The following is a 24,991-nucleotide window of genomic DNA, read 5'->3' on the forward strand; positions in this document are numbered from 1 at the left end:
GCAAGGGGAGGGTTCAAATGGAGTTTGTTGCGGCGGGGATCCGACCACCCTCCGCTTTCCCCCGCAGGCGGGGATCCAGGTGGCGCCTCCCATCGACCGAAGCAAGCAACTGGCTCCTGCGCCCCCGCCTGCGCGGGGGAAGCGGAGTGGAGTTGCGACTTCGGGGCAGCCCAAGGATGCGGGTGCGGGGTAAGGTATCGCCCCCTCCCGAAATCGCTGCGCGATTTCGACCTCCCCTCAAGGGGAGGTCGAGCGGAGTCCCGGCTTCGGAATCAGCCCTTCGGCGGCGGCGGGGAATCCGGGCGCAGGTTGTCGCTGCGCGTGAAGAATTTCCGCGCCAGATTGAGGAACTCGCCGTCGCTTGGGTGGTCTAGGGCCTCGACGCCGATCACTTTCTTGGCGATCTGCGGGTCGTGCTTGGTGATGTGGTTCATCAGTTCGGACTTGGCGGTGCCCGGGCCGGTGATGAGGATCTCGCCGGCGTCTTTCACGGCCTCGGCGACGGAGTGAAAATAGTGCTGGTCGGGCGCGGCGCGGCCGGAGTCGCCCTTGCCGGCCTTGGTGTGCAGGTGGACGTGGCGGTCGGCCGGGTGGACGTTCCATTCGTTGGACGCGTCGCGGTCGAACGAAAATACCCTGGCCTGTTCGTGGTCGATCCAGACGGCGGCGTGATAGTGGGCCATGGCGGCGCTCCTCGGTGGGTGGGCAATGTGCGCCAACCCTGCGGCGATATGTTGACCTGCGTCAACCGCGGCCGAGTACCGCCGCCAGCGCCTTCGCCAGATCCTCCTTGCGGAACGGCTTGCCGAGCAGCTTGCCGCCGTTGGTCATCGGGCCGGAGCCGGTGTTGAGCTTGGTGTCCGGGAAGCCGGAGGTGAACACGACCTTGAGGTTCGGCCACTTCTGGCGCGCGGTGCGGGCGAGATCGAAGCCGGTCTGGCCGCCCGCGAGGATGACGTCGGTGAACAGGATATCGACCGGTCCGCGGGCGAGCGCGGCCAGCGCCGACACGGCGTCCTCGGCCTCGACGACGCGGTAGCCGAGGTCGGTGAGCTGGCGGACGACGACGCGGCGGAGCGGCGCCACGTCCTCGACGGCGAGCACGATCTCGCCGTTGCCGCGCAAATCCGCCGCGACCGGCGCGGCGACGGCCTCCGCCGCGCTGCCACCCGAGCGCGGCAGGTAGAGACGGAAGGTCGTGCCGACGCCGGGCTCGGAGTAGACGCTGACGTGGCCCTTCGACTGCTTCATGAAGCCGTAGACCATCGACAGGCCGAGGCCGCTGCCCTTGCCGACTTCCTTGGTGGTGAAGAACGGCTCGAAGATGCGTGCCAGCACTTCCGGCGGGATGCCGGTACCGGAGTCGGTCACCTCGATCAGCGCGTAGTCGCCGGCGGTCACCTCGGGGTGGCTGGCGGCATAGTCCTCGTCGAGCTGGCGGTTGCCGGTGGCGATGGTCAGCGTGCCGCGGCCGGACATCGCGTCGCGCGCGTTGGCGGCGAGGTTGGTGATCGCGGCCTCCAACTGGGTCGGGTCGATGATCGCCGGCCACACGCCGGCCGAGAGATGCAGCTTGACCTCGATCTGCGCGCCGAGGAGGCGGCGGAGAAGCTGCGCGTGGTTGGAGATGAGGTCGTTGAGGTTGACCTGTTGCGGCTCGAGCGGCTGGCGGCGGGCGAAGGCGAGCAGCCGGCGGGTGAGGTCGGCACCCTGCAGGGCGGCGTCGCGCGCCTCGTTGCCGAGTTCCTGCACGTCGCCGTCGTCCTTGCGCCGGTTGACCAGCATGTCGAGGTTGCCGATGACGATGGCCAGCAGATTGTTGAAGTCGTGCGCCATGCCGCCGGTGAGGTTGCCGATCGCTTCCATCTTCTGCGCCTGGCGCAACTGGCTTTCGATCTCGGCCTGGCGGGCGAGCGTGTCGCGCACCGTGCCCTTGAGCTGGGCAGTCTGGCCCTTCAGCGCCTCGGCGGTCTCGGCGATGCGGCTGAACAGGCCGCTGTTTTCGAGCAGCACGACGACGAGCACGAAGCTTGCCGCGAGCAGGCCGTAGAAGCGGCCGGCGTAGAAGCCCAGGTCGTAGCGCGCCGCGTTGAACACGGCGGAGAGGCCGATGTCGAAGATCCACACCGACATCACCACCGCGACCCAGACATCGAGGACGGAGCGCAGGCCGCGCCACCAGAGCAGCGCCACCGCCGCGATCGACAGGCACCACGTGGCGCCGAGCAGGAAGACGTAGGTCGGCGAATAGGCGCCGTTGACGAGCAGCGGCGGCAGCTCGTCGTGGAATTGGGTAACCGCGACGATCATCGCGCCGACGACGACGCACACGAACGCGGCGGCGGCGAGCGCCAGCGGCTGCGTCATGGCGGCGGCGAGCGGCCGCGTCTCGTTTTTCAGGAAGGCGTACGCGATGACGAACAGCGGGAAGCCGGCGTGCCACAGGGCGTAGAGCCAGACCGTGGTCTGGTTGCCGCCGCCGATGACGCCGGCCGGGCCGAAGCCGCCGGGGAAGGAGAGGGCGTGCGGGATCATGATCAGCGCGTCGAACAGATAGCCGGCGGCGAGCGCCAGCATGGCGCGGGAACGCAGCTTCATGAACTGGCCGAGGAGCAGCACGGCGGTGACGAGGTCGGTGATGAGCAGCGCCGACTCGTAGGCGGGGATGAAGGCGGGAAGCTGCGCCAGCTTGATCTTGGCGAGCGGGATGAGGGCCGCGAACACGACGGCCGAGACGGCGACGACGCCGAGCGCCAGTGTGCGCTGGCGTGGGGTGGCGGCGGCGGTTGCGATGAAATCGACCGGGGCGGTTTCGGAGATGGCCTCCATGCCCTGAGGGAGAGGGGCGGCGTCCGTGCGCATGGCCATGCGGCGATCTCCCGTTGGAACGAGGTCCCGAATGGCAAGGGAATCGCCCGATTCGCCTTCAAAATTCGTTAATGAGGCGGCGAGGGAAGGTCCCGCCACGCCGAGCTCGCGTAGCTCACTCCGCTTCCCCCGCGCAGGCGGGGGTCCAGGTGTTGCGGATTGAACGGGGAGGTCCCCTCGGCACCTGGGTCCCCGCCTTCGCGGGGAAAGCGGAGGGGATTTTCGCGGCGATACCGTGGCCCTCGCGACACCACGGCCGGGACACGCGCCGCCGGCCGCCCTATAACCACCGCGGACGGCAGCGGAGTCTGGCTTTGGCATTGGACGTAACCCACGGCGGCGCGGTTCTGGCGGGACTGGTCTCGTTCCTGTCGCCGTGCGTCTTGCCGCTCGTGCCGCCGTATCTCTGCTACATGGCCGGCGTCTCGCTCGACCAGTTGACCACCGACGGCGAGGACCGTGTCGCGCGGCGCACCGTGATGCTGTCGGCGCTGGCGTTTGTGCTGGGCTTCGCCACGATCTTCGTTTCGTTGGGCGCCGCGGCTTCCGCCATCGGGCAACTGGTGCGCACGCATCTCGATGTGCTGTCGGTGCTGGGCGGCGTCATCATCATCGTCATGGGGCTGCATTTCCTTGGCGTCTTCCGCATCCCGCTGCTGCTGCGGCAGGTGCGCGTCGAGCGGGCACATCCGGCCGGGCCGGTCGGCTCCTACGTCATGGGGCTGGCGTTCGCCTTCGGCTGGACGCCGTGCATCGGGCCGGTGCTGGCCGCGATCCTTGCCGTCGCAGGGACAGAGGCGACGGTGACCCGTGGGGCCGGGCTGCTCGCCGCCTATTCGCTGGGGCTCGGGATTCCGTTCCTGATCGCGGCGCTGTTTGCCGCCCCGTTCATGGGCTTCATGCGGCGGTTCCGCGCGCACCTCGGCACGGTCGAGAAGGTGATGGGCGGGCTGCTGGTCGTCACGGGCGTGCTGTTCATCACCGGCAACCTGTCGGCGTTCTCGTACTGGCTGCTGGCGACCTTCCCGGTTCTGGGCACCATCGGTTAACCCACGGCGACCGGGACTCGGGCATAATTCGGCCATACGCGGAGCGCGGGTGGCGCGCCGTTCGGGCCACGAGGAAATCATGGCGAAGCGAAGCTGCCTGGCGATCGTTCTGGCTGCCGGCGAAGGCACGCGGATGAAATCCGCGACGCCGAAGGTGCTGCACCATGTCGGCGGGCTGCCGATGCTTGGGCACGTGCTGCGCGCGGTCGCCGCCGGCGGCGCAACCGAGACGGCGGTGGTGGTCGGACCCGCCGCCGATGCAGTGACCGCGTTCGTGACGAAGATGGCGCCTGGCGCGACGACGCACGTACAGGCCGAGCGGCTGGGCACGGCGCATGCGGTGCTTGCCGCGGCGCCCGCGATCCGCGAGGGCGCCGACGATGTGCTCGTCGTCTACGGCGACACGCCGATGATCAACGGCGCCATGCTGGCGCGCGTGCGCAAGGGCCTGTCGGCGGGCTCCGACATCGTGCTGCTCGGTTTCCGGCCGAGCGATCCGACCGGCTACGGCCGCCTGCTCGAGGAGAAGGGCCGCGTCGTCGCGATCCGCGAGGAGAAGGACGCGAGCGCGGAGGAGCGCAAGGTCGGCTTCGTCTGGTCGGGCATCATGGGCTTCCGCGGCGACGGGCTGCTGCCGATGCTGAAGAAGATCGGCAACGCCAACGCCAAGGGCGAATATTACCTCACCGACGCGGTGGCGCTTGCCAACAAGGCGGGGAAGAAGGTGACCGCGCTGGAGGTCGATGCCGACTCCGTCACCGGCGTTAATGATCGCCAGCAACTGTCGCACGCCGAGGGCCTGTTCCAGAAAGTGATGCGCGAGGACGCCATGGCCGGCGGCGTCACCATGAAGGCGCCGTCAACGGTCTGGTTCAGCTACGACACCAGGCTCGGCCGCGACGTCACCATCGAGCCGAACGTGTTCTTCGGCCCCGGCGTCACCGTCGGCGACAACGTGACGATCCGCGCCAACTCGCACATCGAGGGCGCCACCATCGGCGCCGGCGCGATCATCGGGCCGTTCGCGCGGCTGCGGCCGGGCGCGGATATCGGCGCCGACGTACACGTCGGCAACTTCGTCGAGGTGAAGAACGCGACGCTCGGCGAGGGCGCCAAGGCCAATCATCTCACCTACATCGGCGACGCCGACGTGGGCGCGAAGACCAACGTCGGCGCCGGCACGATCACGGCGAACTACGACGGCCACGACAAGTACCGCACCGTCATCGGCAAGGGCGTGTCGATCGGCTCGAACTCGGTGCTGGTTGCGCCGGTGACCGTCGGCGACGGCGCCAACGTCGCGGCCGGCAGCGTCATCGTCCACGACGTGCCGGCGGATGCGCTCGCCGTGGCGCGCGGGCGGCAGGAGGACAAGCCGGGCTGGGCGAGGAAATTTCGCGAGCGGAAGCTGGCAGAGAAGGCGGCGCGGAAGAAGCCGTAAGGCTGCTCCCCCTCACCCTTTTCGCCTAGTTCGTTTCGCTCTCAAGGCGCAAAGCCCTCTCCCACAAGGGGAGAGGGGGGACTAACGCGCGGTGGAGCTTGTTTACCCCCCTCCCCCTGTGGGAGAGGACTTCGACTCTTGTGAGCGCAGCGAACTAGAGGCGAAGGGTGAGAGGGCACTGTTCGCGTATCAACCACGTCACATGAATTGACTTTCCGCGGCCCGGTCACCCGCGCTAAATCCCTGCAACCAAAGGGATTCGGGAGCCACTCCTAAGATGTGCGGGATTGTCGGCATCCTCGGCCAGACGCCGGTGGCGCCGCTTCTGGTCGATGCGCTGAAGCGACTGGAATATCGCGGCTACGACTCCGCCGGCGTTGCCACGCTGGAAGGCGGGCATCTGACGCGCCGCCGCGCCGAGGGCAAGCTCAAGAACCTCGAAGCCAAGCTGGAGAAGTCGCCGCTCGGCGGTCACTCCGGCATCGGCCACACCCGCTGGGCGACGCACGGCGCGCCGACCGAGCGCAATGCCCATCCGCACGCGACCAAGCGGCTGGCGCTGGTCCACAACGGCATCATCGAAAACTTCCGCGAACTAAAGGACGAGCTGATCGCGTCAGGCGTCCGCTTCGACACCGACACCGACACCGAGGTCGTGGCGCAACTGATCGAACGCAAGATGGGCGAGGGCCTCGCGCCGCGCGATGCGGTCGAGGCGGTGCTGCGCCGGCTTACCGGCGCGTTCTCGCTGGCGATCATTTTCGAGGGCGAGGATAATCTGATGATCGGCGCCCGGCGTGGCGCGCCGCTCGCCATCGGCCACGGCCACGGCGAGATGTTCTTCGGCTCCGATGCCGTCGCGCTGGCGCCGTTCACGGATCGCGTCACGTATCTGGAAGACGGCGACTGGGCGGTGCTGACCCGCGCCGGCGCCACGATCTACGACGAGAACAATGCCGTGGTGGAGCGGCCGCTGGTCCACACCGTCGCTTCGAGCCTGATGGTCGACCGCGGCAACTATCGCCACTTCATGGCGAAGGAAATCCACGAGCAGCCGGAAGTCGTCGGCCACACGCTGGCGCACTACCTCGATTTTGCCAACGGCAAGACGGCGCTGCCCAAGGATTTCGCCATCGATTTCGCGGCGCTGGATCGCCTGTCGATCACCGCCTGCGGCACGGCCTTCTACGCCGGCCTCGTCGCCAAGTACTGGTTCGAGCGCTTCGCACGCCTGCCGGTCGACATCGATATCGCGTCGGAGTTCCGCTACCGCGAGCAGCCGTTGCCGGCGAAGGGCCTGTCCATCGTCGTGTCGCAGTCGGGCGAGACCGCCGACACGCTCGCCTCGCTGCGCTATGCCAAGTCGCAGGGCCAGAAGGTCGCCGCGATTGTCAACGTGCAGGGCTCGACCATCGCGCGCGAGGCCGACTTCGTGCTGCCGACGCTTGCCGGGCCGGAAGTCGGCGTCGCCTCGACCAAGGCGTTCACCTCGCAGCTTTCCGTGCTGGCTTCACTGGCGGTAGCCGCCGGGCGGCAGCGCGGGCACCTTTCGGCGACCGACGAGGCGAACCTCGTCCGCGCGCTGTCCGAGGCGCCGCGGCTGATGAGCGAAGCGCTGCGGCTGGAGCCCAAGATCGAGGCGCTGGCGCGCGACCTCGCCCACGCCAGCGACGTGCTCTACCTCGGCCGCGGCACGAGCTACCCGATCGCCATGGAAGGCGCGCTGAAGCTCAAGGAGATTTCGTACATCCATGCCGAGGGTTACGCCGCCGGCGAATTGAAACACGGGCCGATCGCGCTGATCGACGAGGAGATGCCGGTCGTGGTCATCGCGCCCTACGACCACATCTTCGAGAAGACCGTGTCGAACATGCAGGAGGTCGCGGCGCGCGGCGGCAAGATCATTCTGGTCACCGACGCCAAGGGTGCCGAAGCCGCCTCGATCAAGGCGATGACGACGATCATCCTGCCCGAGATGCCGGCGACCATCACGCCGCTGGTCTATGCCATCCCGGTGCAGTTGCTCGCGTATCATGCTGCCGTTTTTCTGGGCACAGACGTTGACCAGCCGCGAAACCTCGCCAAATCCGTCACTGTGGAGTGAACGGGTCGCTTGAGGCCGCGTTCTCTGGCAAGATTTGAGTCGGGGGGCCCCGTTAGGGCACGTTGACGGTAATGGAACCGACTGAAGATTCATCCGGCGATCCGGCGCTGTTGCCGCCGGACCCGGAGCCTCCGCGCCGCAAGCGCTCGCGCACCATGATGCGCCTGCAAGGCTATTTCCTGGCCGGGCTGGTGATCGCCGCGCCGCTGGTGCTGACCATCACCATTTCGTGGTGGTTCGTGCAGTGGATCGACAACCTCGTCGATCCGTTCATCCCGCCGTTCTCGCGGCCGGACAGCTACCTGCGCTTCTCGATCCCCGGCTTCGGCCTGATCGTCGCCATCGTCTTCATCACGCTGCTGGGATTCCTGGCCCGCAACTATCTCGGCAACCGCATGGTGCTCTACGGCGAGAGCATGCTCGGCCGCATGCCGATCGTGCGCGGACTCTACCGCGGGCTAAAGCAGATATTCGAGACGGTGATCTCGACGCGCGCCAAGGCGTTCCAGACCGTCGGCCTGATCGAATATCCGCGCAAGGGCACCTGGGCCGTGGTGTTCATCGCCGGCGACGCCAAGGGCGAGGTCGAGCATTACCTCAACGACACGGTCGCGGTCTTCCTGCCGACGACGCCGAACCCGACCTCGGGCTTTCTGCTGTTCGTCAAGCGGAGCGAATTGACGATCCTCGACATGAGCCTCGAGGACGCGGCGAAGCTGGTCATCTCCGGCGGCCTCGTCACGCCCGAGTTCAAGCCGCCGTCGGCGAAGCCGCGGCCGGTGAAGCCTAACCCGCCCGCAGCAGCCTGATCGCGTCGTCGCGCCCGAAGATATAGAGCAGGTAGACCAGCGCCGCGCCGCGCTTGGTCCTGAGGCCCGGGTCGGTCTCGACGATCAGCCGCGCATCGTCGCGCGCGATCTCCATCAGGTCGCCGTGGCGCTCGATGTTGGCGATGCGGAAGCCGGGCAGGCCGGACTGGCGGGTGCCGAGAATCTCGCCGCCGCCGCGCAGCCGCAGGTCCTCCTCGGCGATGCGGAAGCCGTCCTCGGTCTCGCGCATGATCGACAGGCGCTCGCGCGCGACTTGGCCGAGCGGCGCCTTGTAGAGCAGCAGGCAGACCGAGGCGCCGGCGCCGCGCCCGACGCGGCCGCGAAGCTGGTGAAGCTGGGCGAGGCCGAAGCGCTCGGCGTGCTCGATGACCATGATCGTGGCGTCCGGAACGTCGACGCCGACCTCGATCACGGTGGTCGCGACCAGCACGCGGATGTCGCCGGCGATGAATCTTGCCATGACCTTGTCGCGCTCCGGCGGTTTCATGCGGCCGTGCACGAGGCCAACGACCGGGCCGAGTTCTTCGGCGAGCATCGCGTAGCGTTCTTCGGCGGCGGCAACGTCGAGCAGCTCGGACTCCTCTACCAGCGGGCACACCCAGTAGGCCTTGGCTCCCTCCGCGATTTGCGCGCGGATGCGGTCGACGACCTCGCCGAGGCGGTCGAGCGGCACGGTACGCGTGTCGATCGGCTTGCGGCCGGCGGGCTTCTCGGTCAGCCGCGATACGTCCATGTCGCCGTAGTAGGTGAGCACCAGCGTGCGCGGGATCGGCGTCGCGGTCATCACCAGCACATCGGTGGCGCCGCCCTTGGCGGTGAGGGCGAGGCGCTGGTGGACGCCGAAACGATGCTGCTCGTCGACCACGACCAGCGCGAGGTCGCGAAACGCGACGCCGGCCTGGAACAGCGCGTGCGTGCCGAGCAGCAGGTCGACCGAGCCGTCGGCGAGGCCGGCGATGATGTCGTCGCGATCCTTGCCACGCTCGCGCCCGGTGAGCACCGCGATCCGGATGCCGGCCGCATCGGCGAGCGGCTGGATGGTGCGGGCGTGCTGGCGCACCAGCAGCTCGGTCGGCGCCATGATCGCGGCCTGGCCGCCGGCCTCGATGACGGCGGCAGCAGCGAGCAGCGCCACCACCGTCTTACCAGAGCCGACGTCGCCCTGCAGCAGGCGCGACATGCGCTCCGGCTTGGCGAGGTCGGCAGCGATTTCGGCGACCGCCTGCTGCTGCGAATTGGTGAGGGTGAAGGGCAGGGCGGCCAGCACCTTCGCCCGCAACGCGCCGTCGCCCTCGCGTGCCTTGCCGGTAGTCCGGCGCTGGTTTTCGCGGAGCAGCGCCAGCGCGAGCTGCGACGCCAGCATCTCGTCGTAGGCAAGGCGCGCGATGTAGGGCGCGTCCTCCGTGAATTCCGCCGCCGACTCCGGATGGTGGGCGCGGATCAATGACGCCACGAACGGCGGCCAGTTGCGCTCGCTGACCAGCGCCGCATCGAGCCACTCGGGCAGCTCGGGCAACTTGGCGATGGCGTCGGCGACGGCCTTGGCGAAGGTCTTGCGCGATAGGCCGGCGGTCATCGGGTAGACCGGCTCAATCAGCGGCAGCGACTCCAGGTCCTCGTCGCTGACGATGTGGTCCGGGTGGACCATCTGCGGCCGGCCGTTGAACCATTCGACCGTGCCGCTGACGGTGCGCGTCTCGCCGACCGGCAACTGCTTCTCGAGGTAGTCGCCCTTGACGTGGAAGAAGACGAGGGGGATCTCGCCGGTGTCGTCGTGGGCGAAGACGCGATAGGGGACGCGGCGGTTGCCGGGCGGCGGCGGATTGTGCCGGTCGATCCGCACCCGCAGCGTCACCGTCTGCCCCTCAGCCGCCTTGGCGATGCCCGGCTGGTCGCTGCGGTCGATGACGCCGTAGGGCAGATGGAACAGGAGATCGACGACGCGCGCCTCCTCGCCCTCGGGCTGGCCGAGCAGGCGGCCGAGCGTCTCGGCGGTCTTCGGGCCGATACCGGTCAGCGTGCGGACGGAGGCGAACAGCGGGGAGAGGAGGGAGGGGCGCATGGCAAGCGTTTCATATCATGGCGTCGACGCCCCCTCACCCTGCGCGCCTAGTTCGCTTCGCTCTCAAGGGCGCGCAGCCCTCTCCCACAAGGGGAGAGGGGATCGAGTGCGGGACGTTGCAGCGAGAATCCGTCATAATAAGAAACGCCGGCCGTCCAGCGTATCGCCTCTCCCCTTGTGGGAGAGGTCGGTTTGCCCCAGCTTGCCCTTCGCAAGCTGGTTGGCAAACCGGGTGAGGGGGATGCGCCAGAGAGTTAAACGCGGCAGGCGACAGTTTGCCCGCCATATGCGGAGCGACGCGACCGAAGCCGAGACACGGCTCTGGTTTCTGTTGCGGGACAATCGCTTCGGCATGAAATTCCGCCGGCAGGTGCCGGTCGGTACGGCAATCGTGGACTTCGTCTGCTTCGGTCAAAAGCTGGTCGTCGAAGTCGAGGGCAGCCAGCATCTCGACAACCCCGACGACCAACGCCGCGATGCCGACCTGAAGCGGCGCGGGTTTCGAGTCCTGCGCTTCTGGAACAACGACGTGCTCGCAGATGCCGACGCGGTGCTGGAAAGCATACGCCGCGCGACTATCAAGACCTGACAAAACCTCGCCGCATCGCTATATCTCCCCCCGCAGCGACGTGCCCGAATCCGGCCCGGCGCCAATGGCGTATTGGGAAACGGCTAGCCGCATGGGCTTCGAGGATGCTGACACGGTGCGGCGCAGGCGGCTGGTATTCCGCGCCTGGCATCGCGGCATGCGCGAGGTCGATCTGCTGCTCGGGCGCTTTGCCGATGCGCGCGTTGGCGCGATGAGCGAGGCGAACCTTGCGGCGTTCGAGGCGTTGCTGGATCTGCCGGATCCGGAGATCCTGTCGTGGATGACGGGCGAGGCGGAAGTGCCGGCGGAGCATGACTCGGGGTTCGTGCGGGAGCTGATTGCGTTTCATCGATGAGCGAGATGCGGAATCTGGAACAGGCGCTGCAGCGCGGCGGCGAGGTGACGCTGGCTGCGGTGCCGGACGGGCTTGCCGGCAAGGTGCTCGCCGACGTGCTGCGCGCCTCGGGCGGCACGCGGCTGCTGTTTGTTGCCCGCGACGGGCAGCGGCTGGCCGAGGTGCAGCGGACGCTGACGTTCTTCGCACCGCAGATCGAGGTGCTGGAATTTCCGGCGTGGGACTGCCTGCCGTATGACCGCGTCTCGCCGCACGTCAGCATCGCCGCGCGCCGCATGGCGACCTTGGCGCGCCTCGTGCCGACGCCGAAGACGCCGCAGGTGGTGCTGACGACGGTGAACGCCATCCTGCAGCGCGTGCCGGAGCGGAACGTGGTTGCCGCCGGCGCGCTGTCCGCCGTGGTGGGCAAGGATTTCGCCATCACCGACCTGACGGCGTGGCTGGAGCGCAACGGCTTCCTGCGTTCGCCGACGGTGCGCGAGGCGGGCGAGTATGCCGTGCGCGGCGGCATTCTCGATCTGTTCGCCGCTGGCACCGATGCGCCGGTGCGGCTGGATTTCTGGGGCGACACGATCGAATCGATCCGCACCTTCGATCCCGACACCCAGCGCACGATCGACAAGCTGCCGCGCATCGATCTGGTGCCGGTCGGCGAGATGGTGCTGTCGCCGGAGACGATCGCGCGCTTCCGCGAGCGCTATCTGGCGCTGTTCGGCACTGCCGACCGCAGCGACCTGCTCTATCACACGGTGAGCGAGGGGCGGCGCTATGTCGGCATGGAGCATTGGCTGCCGCTGTTCGCCGACAAGCTCGAGACGCTGTTCGATCATGTCGGCAACGCCAAGGCGGTGCTGGACCACCTCGTCGACGAGGCGACCGGCGAGCGCTTCGACCAGGTCAAGGATCACTACGATTCGCGTGTGACGGCGCTCGAGGGCGGCATCAGCGGCGGTGGAGCGCCGTACAAGCCGCTGCCGCCGGATCGGCTCTATCTCACCAAGCAGGAATGGAATGCGGCGATCCGCTCGCGCGATGCCGCGCACATTTCGCCGTTCGCGCAGCCGGAAGGGCCGCGCATCGTCGACTTCGGCGGCCGTAACAGCCGCAGCTTTGCCGCCGAGCGCGGCGACGAGAACGCCAACGTCTTTGACGCGGTGATCGCCCACGTCGGCGCGCTGCAGAAGGCGGGCAAGCGCGTCGTCGTCGCCTGCTGGAGCGACGGCTCGCGCGACCGCATGGGGCAGGTACTGGTCGATCATGGGCTGACCAAGCTGAAGCCGGTGGCAAGCTGGCCGGAGGCGGCGACGCTGGATGCGGAGACCGTCGGCCTCGGCGTCATGGGTCTGGAGGCCGGCTTCGAGACTGCGGACATCGCCATCGTCGGCGAGCAGGACATTCTCGGGGACCGGCTCGTGCGGCCGCACCAGAAGCGGCGCGCCGCCAATTATCTGGCCGACGTCACGGCACTGGCGCTGGGCGACCTCGTCGTCCACATCGACCACGGCATCGCGCGCTTCAACGGGCTGAAGACCATCGAGGCGCTGGGAGCGCCGCACGATTGCCTCGAGCTGCTCTACGCCGGCGGCGACCGCGTCTACCTGCCGGTAGAGAACATCGAGCTGCTGTCGCGCTACGGCAACGAGGACAGCGAGGCGCAGCTCGACAAGCTCGGCGGCGTTGCGTGGCAGGCGCGCAAGGCGCGGATGAAGAAGCGCCTGCGCGAGATGGCGGCGGCGCTGATCAAGGTGGCGGCGGCGCGGCTGACCAAGGAGGCGCCGGTGCTGACGCCGCCGGACGGCGCCTACGACGAATTCGCCGCGCGCTTCCCCTACGAGGAGACCGAGGACCAGCAGACCGCGATCGATACGACGCTGGGCGATCTCGCCGCCGGGCGGCCGATGGATCGGCTGATATGCGGCGACGTCGGCTTCGGCAAGACCGAGGTGGCGCTGCGTGCTGCGTTCGTCGCGGTGATGGGCGGCAAGCAGGTGGCGGTGATCGTGCCGACGACGCTTCTGGCGCGCCAGCACTTCAAGACGTTCTCGACACGCTTTGCCGGGTTGCCGGTGCGTGTCGCGCATGCCTCGCGGCTGGTCGGCGCCAAGGAGACGGCGGCGGCGAAAGCCGGCATCGCCGACGGCACGGTCGACATCGTCGTCGGCACGCACGCGCTGCTCGCCAAGGGCATCGCCTTCCGCGACCTCGGCCTGCTGGTCGTCGACGAGGAGCAGCACTTCGGCGTCAAGCACAAGGAGCGGCTGAAGGAACTGAAGTCGGACGTGCACGTGCTGACGCTGTCGGCAACGCCGATCCCGCGCACGCTGCAACTGGCGCTGACCGGCGTCCGCGAACTGTCGCTGATCACCACGCCGCCGATCGACCGCCTCGCCGTGCGCACCTTCATCTCGCCGTTCGATCCGCTGGTGGTGCGCGAGGCGCTGCTGCGCGAGCGCTACCGCGGCGGCCAGAGCTTTTACGTCTGTCCGCGCATATCCGACCTCGCCGAGCGGCGCGCGTTCCTCGCGGAGCATGTGCCAGAGGTGAAGGTCGCCGTCGCCAACGGCCAGATGGCGCCGGGCGAACTGGAAGACATCATGACGGCGTTCTACGACGGCGCGTACGACGTGCTGCTGTCGACCTCGATCGTGGAATCCGGCCTCGACATCCCGACCGCGAATACGCTGATCGTGCATCGCTCCGAGATGTTCGGCCTCGCCCAGCTCTACCAGTTGCGCGGCCGCGTCGGCCGCTCCAAGCAGCGCGCCTACGCGCTGTTCACGGTGCCCGCTGACCGCACGCTGACGCAGACGGCGGAGCGGCGGCTGAAGGTGTTGCAGTCGCTGGATACGCTGGGCGCCGGGTTCCAGCTTGCCAGCCACGACCTCGACCTGCGCGGTGCCGGCAACCTGCTCGGCGAGGAACAGTCCGGCCACATCAAGGAAGTCGGCTACGAGCTCTACCAGCAGATGCTTGAGGAAGCGGTCGCCTCGCTGAAGCAGGGCGGCGACGGCATCGACGAAGGCAAGTGGGCGCCGCAGATCACCGTCGGCACCGCGGTGATGATCCCGGAGACGTACGTCGCCGACCTGCAGCTTCGCCTGTCGCTCTACAAGCGGCTGGCCGACCTCGAGGAGCAGCCGGAGATCGAGGCGTTTGCGGCCGAACTCATCGACCGGTTCGGTACGCTTCCGGACGAAGTCGTGCACCTGCTCCAGATCGTCACCATCAAGGGCATGTGCCGCAACGCGAACGTCGCCAAGGTCGACGTCGGGCCGAAGGGCGCCGTCATCGCCTTCCGCGACAACGTGTTTCCCAACCCCGCCGGACTCGTCCGCTGGATCGGCGACCGCAAGACGGAAGCGCGCATCCGCCCCGACCAGTCGGTGGTGTTCATCCGCGATTGGGAGGGCGTCGCCGGGCGGCTCAAGGGAACCGCAGGTATCCTCGGCGTGCTGGCGCGGCTGGCCGGCGAGGGCGAGAAGGCCGCTGCTTAATCCGCTGTTTCCGATTTTAGGAAAGTTTTAGCGGATAAGAAAATTCGTCTTAATCAGCCGCGGCTATGGTGCAGCCGTGGATAGCCAAAGCCAGACCGCTGCCGCCGAACTTGTGCCGTTTCGCCACAGCGAAGCGCTGCTGCGCAATATTCTCGAATACGCCGCGGTCGGCATGGTGCTGGTCGGCCCGGACGCCAAGGTCGTCTACGCCAACCGCGCCTATGCCGAAATGCTCGGCCACGCACCCGACGAATGCCTCGGCCTCGACTATGCCGCGCTGATCCACCCCGACGACCTCGAGGCCGCCAGCGGGCAGGCGAAGGACCTCGTCGCCGGCAAATTCGATACCTACCGCGCCGAGCGCCGCTACCTGAAGAAGGACGGCAGCATCCTGCGCGGCGAGGTCTCCGCCTCGATCCTGCGCAACGAGCGCACCGGCCAGCCGCTCTACCTGCTCGTCCAGATGACCGACATCGAGCGCCAGAAGCGCGCCGAGGAGGCGCTGGTAGCGAGCGAGGCGCGCTGGAAACATGCGCTGGAAGGCGGCGGACAGGGAGTCTGGGACCACGACCGCCGCGGCGGCCGCACCATGTTCTATTCGCGCATGTGGCGGATCATCCGCGGCTTCGATCCCGACGAGGAAGTCGACGGCTCGATGGAATCCTGGCTAGCGCGCGTTCACCCGGACGACCGCCAACGCGTCCACGACACGGTGCTGAGGCAGAACGCCGGTGAAATCCCGCGCGATGCCTTCGAGTATCGCGAGCGCCATCGCGACGGCCACTACGTCTGGATATTGTCGCGCGGCGGCCCGGTCGCCTGGGATGAGAACGGCGTGCCGACGCGCTTTGTCGGCACCGACACCGACATCTCCAGCCTGAAGGGCGTGGAGATGGCGCTCGCCGTGGAGAAGGAGAAGCTTCGCGTCACGCTCGAATCGATCGGCGACGGCGTCATCACCACCGATGGCGATGGCGGCATCACCTTCATGAACCCCATCGCCGAGCAGATGACCGGATGGACCTCGGCGGAGGCGATGGGTCGCAAGGTGACCGAGGTCTTCGTCATCGTGCAGGACGCGACCGACGAAGCCGCGGCCGATCCGGTGCACGAGGCGCTCACCCGCAAGGCGCTCTACTACTTCAACGAGGACGCCGTGCTGGTCTCGCGCTCCGGCGAGCGCCGCGCCGTGCGCGACTCGGCCGCGCCGATCCGCACCCCGCAGGGCGACCTGCTGGGCGCCGTGCTCGTCTTCCAGGACATCACCCACGCCCGCGAACTGCAGAAGGAACTGGCGCATTCGGCGATGCACGACGGGCTGACGGGCCTGCCCAACCGCGTCGCCTTCGAGCGCGCGCTGACCGTCGCCGCCGACCAGGCCCGCCATGAGTTGCGCGAGCACGCGCTCTGCTTCATCGACCTCGATCGTTTCAAGCCGGTCAACGATACCGCCGGCCACGCCGCCGGCGACGCGCTGCTGCAGCAGATCGCGCACGCCATCCGCCGCGCCTGCCGCGCCCAGGATTTCACCGCCCGCATCGGCGGCGACGAGTTCGCGCTGCTGCTCGCCGATTGCTCGATCGCCGGCGCCCGCAAGGCGGCCCAGCAGGTGATCGACGCGATCACCGGCGTCCGCTTCACCTGGCACGGCAAGACGTACACGATCGGTGCCAGCGTCGGCATCACGGCGGTGACGGCGAAGTCGCCGCACCTGACCGAGCTGGTCAACCAGGCCGACACGGCGTGCTACGCCGCGAAAGCGGCCGGGCGGAACCGGGTGATGGTCTACGATCCGCGGCTGCACGGGCTGGAGCGGCTGGCGGATATCGCGTGACTCTCACCCTGCGCCTCTAGTTCGCTTCGCTCAGAAGAGTCGCAGCCCTCTCCCCTGCGCGGAGAGGGGACAAACAGACGTCGCCGCATGATCCCCTCTCCCCGCAGCGGAGAGGGCTTCCGAACTTAACGAATGAAGTAAGCCTAGGGAGGAAGGGTGAGGGCCTACTACGGAAGGGCGAGGGCCCCTACGCCGCCTTCGTCGCCACCTGGCGGATGGCGTCGGCGAGTACCTCGACCGACTGGGCGCCGACCACGCCGTATTTCTGGCCGAGGATGAAGGTCGGCACGCCGGTGACGCCGATCTGGTAGGCATCCTGGATCTCAGCGAGCACCGCGGCGCGGTCTTCGTCGGTGGCGAGTTTCGCGGCAATGGCTGCGCGGTCCATGCCGGCCTCGCCGGCAATGTCGGCCAGCACCGCGATGTTGCCGATGTCGCGGCCTTCGCGGAAGTTTGCCGAAAACAGGCGGGTCATCACGTCGGACTCCTTGCCCTCGGCGCCCGCCCAGCGGATCAGGCGGTGCGCGTTGATGGTATTGGCGGCGCGCTTCTGCGCCTCGAAATTATACTCGATGCCCTCGGCGCGGCCCATATCGACCAGCCGCTTGTGGGCGCCCTCCAGCGCCTTCAGGTCGCCGAATTTCTTGGCCATGTATTCCGCCCGATCGAGGCCTTCCGGCGGCACGGACGGATCGAGCTGGTACGGCCGCCAGCGCACCGTGACATCAAGTTCCGGCACGAGCGCGATGGCATGCTCCAGCCGCGCCTTGCCGAGGTAGCACCAGGGGCAGACGACGTCCGAAACGACGTCAATGGAAACAGGCGTAGTCATCAGGGTTTGGCCCACCAAGTTGACAGCACCGGACCCATCAGCGGCTGCTTGTCCGGATGCTCGATGCGCTTCCAATGCGCGATCCATTGTTCGGGTAGATAGAACAGCGGCACGGAATAGAAACCCGAGATCAGCACCCGGTCGAAAGCCCGGACCGCCGCAACGTAATCCTCGCGCGTGCCGGCCGAAACCATGGCCTGGATCATGGCGTCGATGGCCGGTTCCCTGGCACCGGGATAGTTGAACGAGCCCTCGGCGTCGGCGACCGACGGGCTCCAGCGGTTGATCTGCTCGTTGCCCGGCGACAGCGACGCCCCCCAGGTATTGCGGACCATGTCGAAGTCGAAGGTCTTGCGGCGGAGTTGGTACTGGGTCGAGTCGACGGTGCGGATGGTCGCCGCGATGCCGATGCGCTCCAGCACGCGCTGGTAGGCGAGGCCGAGGCGCTCGTCTTCCTTGTTGGTGACCAGGATCTCGAAGGCGAACGGCGCGCCGGCGCTGTTCACCATCTGGCTGCCCTTGAGCTCCCAGCCGGCAGCCTTGAGCTCGTTGACCACCTTCTGCAGCACCGCGCGGTCGCCGCCGGCGACGTTGGCGTTGGTGGCGCGGTAGGTGCCGTCCATCACGTCGGGCGCGACGGCGTCGGGGAAGGGGGCAAGCAGCGCCTTCTCCTTGTCGCTCGCCGGGCGGCCGATCGAGGACAGGTCGGAGTCGTTGTAGAAGCCCGAGGCGCGCACGAAGGCGCCGAAATAGAGGTTCTTGTTGATCCAGTCGAAATCGAGCAGCTCGGCCAGCGCCCGGCGCACGCGCACATCGGCGAAGATCGGACGGCGCGTGTTGAAGGCGAAGCCCGACATGCCCTTGGGCGTCTCGGTCTTGAAGACTTCCTTGGCGATGCGCCCGTCATTGACCGCCGGGAAATCGTAGGCGCTGTTCCACTGCGCCGGATCGCCTTCGATCTGGATGTCGTAGAGGCCCTTCTTGAACGCCTCGAACATCGTGCTGGCGTCGCGGTAGTAGTCGATGCGGATCTGGTCGTAGTTGTCAAACCCGCGCTTGATCGGCAGGTCCTTCGCCCAGTAGTCCGGATTGCGCTTGTAGATCGTGTAGTCCGGCGCGTGGACCTCCGAGAGGATGTACGGGCCGGTGCCGATGATCGGCGTCAGGGTCGACTTCTCGAAGGTATCGACGTCGATGGCGTGCTTGGGCAGCACCGGCATCAGACCGAGGAGCAGCGGCAGCTCGCGGTCCTTGGCCTTGGCGATGTTGAAGCGCACGCCGTATTGCCCGACGCGGTCGACGCTTTCGATCTTCGAGTAGCGCGCCTTGAAGTTCGGGTTGCCGTGGTCGCGCAGCAATTCCATCGTGAAGATCACGTCGTCGACGGTGACGGGAACGCCATCGGAGAATTTCGCCTTCGGATTGATGGTGAACTCGACCCAGCTCCGGTCAGGCGGCGTCTCGACCTTCTCGGCGATCAGGCCGTAGAGCGTGTAGGGCTCGTCGGCGCTGCGCGACAGGAGCGTCTCGTAGACGAGGTTGCCGAACACCGGATCGGTCAGCCCGCGCGCCGAGGTCGTGCCGCCCTGGACGATCATCGGGTTGAGGCTGTCGAAGGTGCCGACGACGCCGTAGGTGAGCGTGCCGCCCTTCGGCGCATCGGGGTTGGCGTAGGGCAGGTGGTCGAAATCGGCGGGCAGCGCCGGGTCGCCGATGATGGCGATGCCGTGCATCGGCGCCGCGGCGGCGATCTGCGGCATGATGCCGAGGCCAAGCGTCGCCGCGATCGCCGCGGCGATCGGACGGCGGAGCGAAATCGACAGGATCATCGCGGTCATGGCTGGCCTGGCACCCTCTGCTGGCGCGGCGTCGTTCGGCCGCGGATTCCGTCATTAACCTACCACACGGAATGAGGAGAGTGACCGGCCGCGAAGAGCATCCGAAGCGCTGGAAATCGCCGGTGCGCCGGGCTAATGATGCCTCTCCAGCGGTCACCGTCCCGCCGTATTTCACGGCCAAAGCGCGGGAAATGCGGGGTCCGCGCACGGACGGTGCGCGGCTCGGTCAGGGCCGACGATATTTCTGCCAAGCCGCCGAACGCGGCCGGCACACCAGGTGGGGAAGACGCTCGATGGCTTATCTCGAAATGAAATCGTTGCTGCGCCGGCTCCTGCCGATGGCGGCGCTGGGCCTCGCGCTTGCCGCGCCGGCCTTCGCCGCGAGCGCGCAGGACGCCGCGGCCCCGGCCGCCGCTCCCGCTGCCGCCGCGCCGACCGGCGACGCGCCGCCGCCGTGGACCAAGACCTGCGGCACCTCGCCGGACGGCAAGACCACGATCTGCAACACCTCGCAGGAGCTGTGGCTCAACCAGGACGGCAGCGTCCGCGCCTCGATCGGCATCCAACCCAAGCCGGACAAGAAATACGGCATCGGCGGCTTCGTGCCGCTGGGCTTCGTCATTCCCGCCGGCGTGGTGCTCGCGGTCGACGGCCAGGCCAAGGCCACCGCGCAGTTCATGCAGTGCAACCCGCCGCTGCAGGACCTGCCCCCGGGATGCTTCATCGCGGTCGATGTCGGCGACGATTTCATCGCGGCGCTGCGCAAGGGCAACGAGCTGGCGCTGGTCGTGACCAACGGCGCCAACCAGCAACTGCCGATCAAACTGTCGCTCAGTGGCTTCGCCAAGTCGTTCGACGGCGAGGGCATCGACCCGGTGGCGCTGCGCGCCCAGCAGGTCGAGAAGTCGAAGCAGTTCCAGGACGCCGCCAAGGCCGCGGCCCAGCGCATGATCGACAAGCAGCGCCAGGAAACGGGCGCGCCGGCGAACTAGGCTGGTTCGATTTGATTTTGAAGGCGCGGGTCGCAAGGCCCGCGCCTTTTTTGTTGAGCGCGCGACGCTTGCGTTTTGGGGGAGGGGTGTCCCTACCACGGTAGGAAGCCTCGCAGAGGGCGGCTCGTGTCCGGCTAATTCAACCCGCGGTCGCGCGCGACATAGACGTCGCCCTCGCGGCCGTCGAAGAATTCGCTGATCTGCGGGTGGCGGAGCGGCTCGCCCGATTCGTCGGGCAGAAGGTTCTGCTCGGAGACGTACGCGATGTATTCGCTCTCCGCGTTTTCGGCGAGCAGGTGGTAGTAAGGCTGGTCCTTCGAGGGGCGCACGTCCTCGGGAATCGCCAGCCACCACTCTTCCGTGTTGTCGAAAATCGGATCGACGTCGAACACCACGCCACGGAACGGGAACACCCGGTGGCGGACGATCTGCCCGATGGCGAACTTGGCGGTGCGGGCCTGGCCCATGCGAAAAACTCCGGCGATCGTAACGCGACCGCCCCTTTCGCGCCTTAAGGGCATGTTGACGCTCCGATGTCAAACCGCCGCCGCCAAAGGCAAGAACGGCGCGCGGTGTGGCCGGAAGTGAGGGCATGATGGCGGCGGGCCGCGCCGCCGATTCGGCGCCGGCGGAAGAGGGAACGGGACACGGCATGCCGGGCGGGCGATGGACGAAATTCTGACGCTGCTGGTGCCCTTCTTCGGGGTGATCGCGCTGGGCTACGGTGCCGGACGCCTGCGCCTGGTCGCGCCCGACGGCGTCGCGGCGCTGGAATTTTTCGTCTTCACGATCGCGCTGCCGGCGCTCTTCTTCGTGCTGATCGTCGCGACGCCGGCGCCGATCGTTTCGGGCTGGGCATTTGTCGCCACGACGACGTTCGCGACCTACTGCGCCTTCGCCATCGCCTTCTCGGTCGGCGCGCTCATCAATGGCGGCAACGTGCCCGAGGCGACGGTCGAGGGCCTCGCCGGCTCGTATTCCAACACCGCCTACCTCGCGCCATCGCTGGTCATCGCCGCCTTCGGCACCGCGGCGGCGGCGCCGGTGGCGCTCATCTATTCGTTCGAGACGACGATGCTGCTGATCGTGACGCCGCTGATGATGGCGCTCGGCGGCACCGTGCGCAGCAACCCGCGCAAGCTGACCGAGGAAATCGCGCGGCAGGTCGCGCTGAACCCGGCGATCATCGCGACGCTGCTGGGCTTCGTCGCGCTGGCTTTCGGGCTGCGCCTGCCGGGGCCGATCGAGGGCGCGCTGTCGTTTGTCGGCAACGCCGCGGCGCCGGGCGCGCTGTTCCTGCTGGGCATCGGATTGTCGCAGCGCACGTTCGCGCCGCTGGCCATCGAGACGCCGATCGTCGTGGCGGTGAAGCTCGTCGCCCACCCGCTGATCGTCTACCTGCTGCTGTCGTGGGTCGGCGGCTTCGATCCGGTGTGGGTCAACACCGCGATCCTGATCGCGGCGCTGCCGCCGGCGGCGGGCGTCATCGCCATCGCCGGCCGCTACAAGGTCTACGCCGACCGCGCCTCGGTCGCGGTGCTGCTGGGCTCGGTCGTGGCGGTCGCGACGCTAACCTTCACGGTGATCCTGCTGATGGGCCGGATGCTGCCCGGCGATCCGTTCCGCTAGGGGACGGCGACGCCCTGGCGCATGGCGAAGCGGCGGAGCGGCGGCACGCGGTCGATCAGGAACAGGCCGAGGCCGCGGAGTGCCGCCACGGGCAGGAAATCGGAGAGCAGCGTGCGGTTCATGGCGTCGACCGCAGCGGTGCGCGTCAACACATCGACTCGGCGGGCGCGATCGTAGGCCTCGAGGTGCGCGGTGGCGCCGGGGTCGGAGACGGGACCGGCGAGGACCTCGCCCAGCGCGGCGACGTCGCGGTAGCCGAGGTTGAGGCCCTGCGCGCCGATCGGCGGGAACAGGTGCGCCGCCTCGCCGACCAGCATCACGCGCTTGGCGGCGAAGTTCGTGACGCTCATGCCGGACAGCGGGAACACCTGGCGCCGGCCTTCGACCGTGACCGCGCCGAGGATGGATGCGGAACGCGTCTCGATCTCGGCGGCGATGGCTTCATCGGGCAATGCGAGGCGCCGCGCCGACTCCGCCGGCGTGTCGACCCAGACGAGGCTGGAGCGGTTGCCGGCGAGCGGCACCAGCGTGAACGGGCCGTGCTCGGTGTGGAACTCGGTCGAGGTATCGCGATGGGGCAGGGAGTGGGCGAGGTTGCAGACCAGCGCCGCCTGCGGGTAGCTCCAGTCTTGCGTCGCGATGCCTGCGGCTTCGCGCAGTTTCGATTTGCGGCCGTCGGCGGCGATGGCGAGGCGCGCCGCGACCGGGTTGCCGGCCGACGTCGTGATGGTCACGCCGGCGTCCTCGAAGGCGGCGCCCTCGGCCATCGCATCGATGCGCGCCACGCCGCGCTCGGCGACCGCGCGTTCCAGCGCGGCGACCAGCGCAGCGTTGGCAGTGTTGTAGCCGAAGGCGGGGAGGCCGATCTCGCTCGCCTCGAAGGCGACCTCCGGCGCGCGGATCAGGCGCGTGGTGCCGTCGATGATGCGCATGGTGCGCAGCGGCGCGGCGTCCGCGGTGAGGCCGGGCCAGACGCCCAGTCTCTCGAGCAGTGCGACAGAGCCTGCCATCAGAGCAGACGTGCGGCGGTCGGGCGATGGTGCGGCCGGGGCGATGAGCGCGACGTGGTAGTCGGCGTCGGCGAGCAGCACGGCGGCGGCCAGGCCCACGGGGCCGGCGCCGACGACGGCGATGGTGGCGGATTTCATGGCACTAGATCACCACAGTCGTGGTCCCGGCGAAAGCCGGGACCCATTGCGACGGCCGCCCATCCTCGCGGTCGTCGCTGGACCCCGGCTTTCGCCGCCGGGGTGACGAGGCAGAGGATGCCGACCAGGCCGCTACTGCGCCGGCGCGCTCGCCACCGTCGGCCGGTCGGTCCATTCCAGTACCTGCCCCGCGACCCACGAGCCGACGAACATCGCGACCACGAACAGCCAGACATCGCCCGGCACCAGGCCGAGGTCAGCGATGGACGGGCCGGGGCAGAAGCCGGACAGGCCCCAGCCGATGCCGAAGATCGCGGCGCCGGCGACCAGTTGCGTATCGACCTTGGTGCGCGCCGTCTTGATGAAGGCGGGGGCGGCAAGCGGCTGCTTGAGGCCGAGGATGCGGTCGAGGCGCATGCCGACAAGGCCGACGAGGATGCCGCCGACCATGACGAAGATGAGGCTCGGGTCCCAGCCGCCGGAAGGGATGGCGGCGAGGTCGAGGAAGTTCCAGATCTTCTGCGGGTCGGTCATGCGCGCGACCGACAGGCCGACGCCGAACAGGATGCCGCTGATCGCGGCGGTGGCGAGGCCGGTGAGGGTGCGGTTCATCAGACGACGTGCCTCATGATGAAGACGGTGACGATGGCGGTGGCCATGAAGACGCCGACCGCGACGAACGAGCGGACCGAGAGACGCGACAGCCCGCAAATGCCATGGCCCGAGGTGCAGCCGCGCCCGACGCGCGTACCTACGCCGACCAGCAGCCCGGTGCCGACCAGCCATATCGGCGTCGCCGAAATCTGCGGCAGCGTCTTCGGCACCTCGGCGAACACGAGCGGCGCGAACTGGTAGCCCAGATACGCGCCGATCGGCAGCGCGACCAGGAACACGAAGCGCCAGAGCTCGTCGCCGCGGCGGATCGGATAGATGCCGCCGGCGATGTTGGAGATGCCGGCGGTGCGCCCGTTGAACACCCAGAGCAGCGTCGCGGAGAGCCCGATGAGCAGCCCGCCGATCGTTGCCGAGAGAGGAGCGAAATTCTGCATGGCACTGAATCCTTTGGCGTTTTGCCGATAATTAGGGCCCCTGCAACCGTGCGGCAAGGAAAGCCGTGCTGAACTTGGCCGGCCGGGCGCCAAACCCTTGCCAGCCGCGGTGAGATAAGCGAAAGCAGGGCAGGCCCTCGCAAGAGGCCACGGGGACCAAGGGACCAAATGAAGAACTGGGACGTCTGGGCGGTGCATTTGCTGACCGCGAGCGGCGCCGCTTTGGCCCTTGCCGCGTCGCTGGCCGCCGCCGACAACCAGTGGCAGCTCGCGTTCTTCTGGCTGGGCATCGCGCTCATCGTCGACGGCCTCGACGGGCCGCTGGCGCGCCGCCGCCAGGTGATCGAGCGCGTGCCGTGGTTCGACGGCGCGCTGCTGGATTTCGTCATCGACTACGCGACCTACGTGCTGGTTCCGGCGATCATCCTGGTGCGCAGCGACCTGCTCTCGCAGCCCTACGGCGTCATGGCCGGCCTGGTCGTCGCCGTCGTCGGTGCGATGTACTTCGCCGACACGCGCATGAAGACGCCGGATGCCGCCTTCCGCGGCTTCCCGGCGGTGTGGAACGTCGTCGTCTTCCAGTTGATGATCTACCAGTGGCCGCAGTGGATCACGCTGCTGATCATCGCGGCCTTCTCGGTGCTCACCTTCACTGGCGTCGAGTTCGTCCACCCCATCCGCGTCAAGCGCATGCGCACTCTGACCCTGGCCATGTGCGCCGTGTGGGCGATCCTGGGCCTCGTCTGCCTGTGGACCAATCTCGCGCCGCCGACGTGGCTGGTGGTGGTATTCGCCCTGGTCAATGCCTACTTCGCGGTGATCGGGGCGTATTTGCAGTACACACGCCCGGCCCCCTGACGGAGACCGCCCGTGGACA

General features: G+C 68.1%; 20 protein-coding genes. 11 read left to right on the forward strand and 9 right to left on the reverse strand.

From position 1 onward, the window contains the following. Positions 1–272 precede the first annotated feature (272 nt). On the reverse strand, positions 273–683 hold the full coding sequence (locus tag WDM94_08795) for a translational machinery protein (GenBank protein MEJ0012712.1): 411 nt from the start codon (positions 681–683) through the stop codon (positions 273–275). Between the two features lie 61 nt (positions 684–744). After that, positions 745–2,868: an MASE4 domain-containing protein gene (locus WDM94_08800; protein MEJ0012713.1), complete on the reverse strand. Its 2,124-nt coding sequence runs from the start codon at positions 2,866–2,868 to the stop codon at positions 745–747. Between the two features lie 314 nt (positions 2,869–3,182). Here WDM94_08800 and WDM94_08805 point away from each other — a divergent pair, with 314 nt between their 5' ends. The 4 genes from WDM94_08805 to WDM94_08820 all read left to right on the forward strand — a co-directional run bounded on the left by WDM94_08805 (position 3,183) and on the right by WDM94_08820 (position 8,271). Beyond that, entirely contained in the window at positions 3,183–3,917 is a 735-nt protein-coding gene (locus WDM94_08805) for a cytochrome c biogenesis protein CcdA (GenBank protein MEJ0012714.1), read from the forward strand. A gap of 49 nt (positions 3,918–3,966) precedes the next feature. After that, positions 3,967–5,358, forward strand: a complete 1,392-nt coding sequence (gene glmU / locus WDM94_08810) for a bifunctional UDP-N-acetylglucosamine diphosphorylase/glucosamine-1-phosphate N-acetyltransferase GlmU (protein MEJ0012715.1) — start codon at positions 3,967–3,969, stop codon at positions 5,356–5,358. A 277-nt stretch (positions 5,359–5,635) separates the two neighbouring features. Beyond that, the gene (gene glmS / locus WDM94_08815) at positions 5,636–7,462 is read left to right on the forward strand and encodes a glutamine--fructose-6-phosphate transaminase (isomerizing) (protein ID MEJ0012716.1); all 1,827 of its coding nucleotides are present in this window, start codon (positions 5,636–5,638) and stop codon (positions 7,460–7,462) included. Between the two features lie 71 nt (positions 7,463–7,533). After that, positions 7,534–8,271, forward strand: a complete 738-nt coding sequence (locus WDM94_08820) for a DUF502 domain-containing protein (protein MEJ0012717.1) — start codon at positions 7,534–7,536, stop codon at positions 8,269–8,271. Here WDM94_08820 and recG read toward each other — a convergent pair. After that, positions 8,249–10,354, reverse strand: a complete 2,106-nt coding sequence (gene recG / locus WDM94_08825) for an ATP-dependent DNA helicase RecG (GenBank protein ID MEJ0012718.1) — start codon at positions 10,352–10,354, stop codon at positions 8,249–8,251. The two genes, WDM94_08820 and recG, sit on opposite strands and share 23 nt — an antisense overlap. Before the next feature lie 241 nt (positions 10,355–10,595). Between recG and WDM94_08830 the strand changes: the two genes are divergently transcribed. The 4 genes from WDM94_08830 to WDM94_08845 all read left to right on the forward strand — a co-directional run bounded on the left by WDM94_08830 (position 10,596) and on the right by WDM94_08845 (position 16,626). Continuing rightward, the gene (locus tag WDM94_08830; GenBank protein MEJ0012719.1) at positions 10,596–10,943 is read left to right on the forward strand and encodes an endonuclease domain-containing protein; all 348 of its coding nucleotides are present in this window, start codon (positions 10,596–10,598) and stop codon (positions 10,941–10,943) included. Between the two features lie 91 nt (positions 10,944–11,034). Continuing rightward, positions 11,035–11,298: a succinate dehydrogenase assembly factor 2 gene (locus tag WDM94_08835; GenBank protein MEJ0012720.1), complete on the forward strand. Its 264-nt coding sequence runs from the start codon at positions 11,035–11,037 to the stop codon at positions 11,296–11,298. Beyond that, a complete protein-coding gene (mfd, locus tag WDM94_08840) occupies positions 11,295–14,792 on the forward strand; it encodes a transcription-repair coupling factor (GenBank protein MEJ0012721.1) in 3,498 nt (1,165 codons plus the stop codon). The genes WDM94_08835 and mfd overlap by 4 nt, the downstream gene beginning before the upstream one ends. A gap of 76 nt (positions 14,793–14,868) precedes the next feature. Then, positions 14,869–16,626 (forward strand): PAS domain S-box protein, encoded by a 1,758-nt coding sequence (locus tag WDM94_08845; protein MEJ0012722.1) that lies wholly within the window; start codon positions 14,869–14,871, stop codon positions 16,624–16,626. 187 nt (positions 16,627–16,813) lie between these two features. Here the strand turns inward: WDM94_08845 and WDM94_08850 are convergent, their stop codons facing one another. Beyond that, positions 16,814–17,458 (reverse strand): DsbA family oxidoreductase, encoded by a 645-nt coding sequence (locus WDM94_08850; GenBank protein MEJ0012723.1) that lies wholly within the window; start codon positions 17,456–17,458, stop codon positions 16,814–16,816. Further along, positions 17,458–19,296 (reverse strand): extracellular solute-binding protein, encoded by a 1,839-nt coding sequence (locus WDM94_08855; GenBank protein ID MEJ0012724.1) that lies wholly within the window; start codon positions 19,294–19,296, stop codon positions 17,458–17,460. The genes WDM94_08850 and WDM94_08855 overlap by 1 nt, the downstream gene beginning before the upstream one ends. 293 nt (positions 19,297–19,589) lie before the next feature. Between WDM94_08855 and WDM94_08860 the strand changes: the two genes are divergently transcribed. After that, a complete protein-coding gene (locus WDM94_08860) occupies positions 19,590–20,288 on the forward strand; it encodes an invasion associated locus B family protein (protein MEJ0012725.1) in 699 nt (232 codons plus the stop codon). Positions 20,289–20,422: 134 nt separating this feature from the next. Here WDM94_08860 and hspQ read toward each other — a convergent pair whose 3' ends face one another. Further along, complete coding sequence (gene hspQ, locus WDM94_08865; GenBank protein MEJ0012726.1) at positions 20,423–20,755, reverse strand: heat shock protein HspQ; 333 nt, start codon at positions 20,753–20,755, stop codon at positions 20,423–20,425. A gap of 199 nt (positions 20,756–20,954) precedes the next feature. Between hspQ and WDM94_08870 the strand changes: the two genes are divergently transcribed. Next, on the forward strand, positions 20,955–21,917 hold the full coding sequence (locus WDM94_08870) for an AEC family transporter (GenBank protein MEJ0012727.1): 963 nt from the start codon (positions 20,955–20,957) through the stop codon (positions 21,915–21,917). Here WDM94_08870 and WDM94_08875 read toward each other — a convergent pair. The 3 genes from WDM94_08875 to WDM94_08885 all read right to left on the reverse strand — a co-directional run bounded on the left by WDM94_08875 (position 21,914) and on the right by WDM94_08885 (position 24,114). Then, positions 21,914–23,065 carry a UbiH/UbiF family hydroxylase gene (locus WDM94_08875; GenBank protein MEJ0012728.1) on the reverse strand — a complete coding sequence of 384 codons (1,152 nt, stop codon included), beginning with the start codon at positions 23,063–23,065 and terminating at the stop codon, positions 21,914–21,916. The genes WDM94_08870 and WDM94_08875 overlap by 4 nt on opposite strands. A gap of 132 nt (positions 23,066–23,197) precedes the next feature. Next, the gene (locus WDM94_08880) at positions 23,198–23,677 is read right to left on the reverse strand and encodes a DUF6691 family protein (GenBank protein MEJ0012729.1); all 480 of its coding nucleotides are present in this window, start codon (positions 23,675–23,677) and stop codon (positions 23,198–23,200) included. After that, a complete protein-coding gene (locus WDM94_08885) occupies positions 23,677–24,114 on the reverse strand; it encodes a YeeE/YedE thiosulfate transporter family protein (GenBank protein MEJ0012730.1) in 438 nt (145 codons plus the stop codon). The genes WDM94_08880 and WDM94_08885 overlap by 1 nt, the downstream gene beginning before the upstream one ends. Before the next feature lie 168 nt (positions 24,115–24,282). Between WDM94_08885 and WDM94_08890 the strand changes: the two genes are divergently transcribed. Continuing rightward, positions 24,283–24,972 (forward strand): CDP-alcohol phosphatidyltransferase family protein, encoded by a 690-nt coding sequence (locus WDM94_08890; GenBank protein MEJ0012731.1) that lies wholly within the window; start codon positions 24,283–24,285, stop codon positions 24,970–24,972. Positions 24,973–24,991 lie beyond the last annotated feature (19 nt).

It is taken from the genome of Bauldia sp. (assembly GCA_037200845.1).
Classification (GTDB): Bacteria; Pseudomonadota; Alphaproteobacteria; order Rhizobiales; family Kaistiaceae; genus DASZQY01.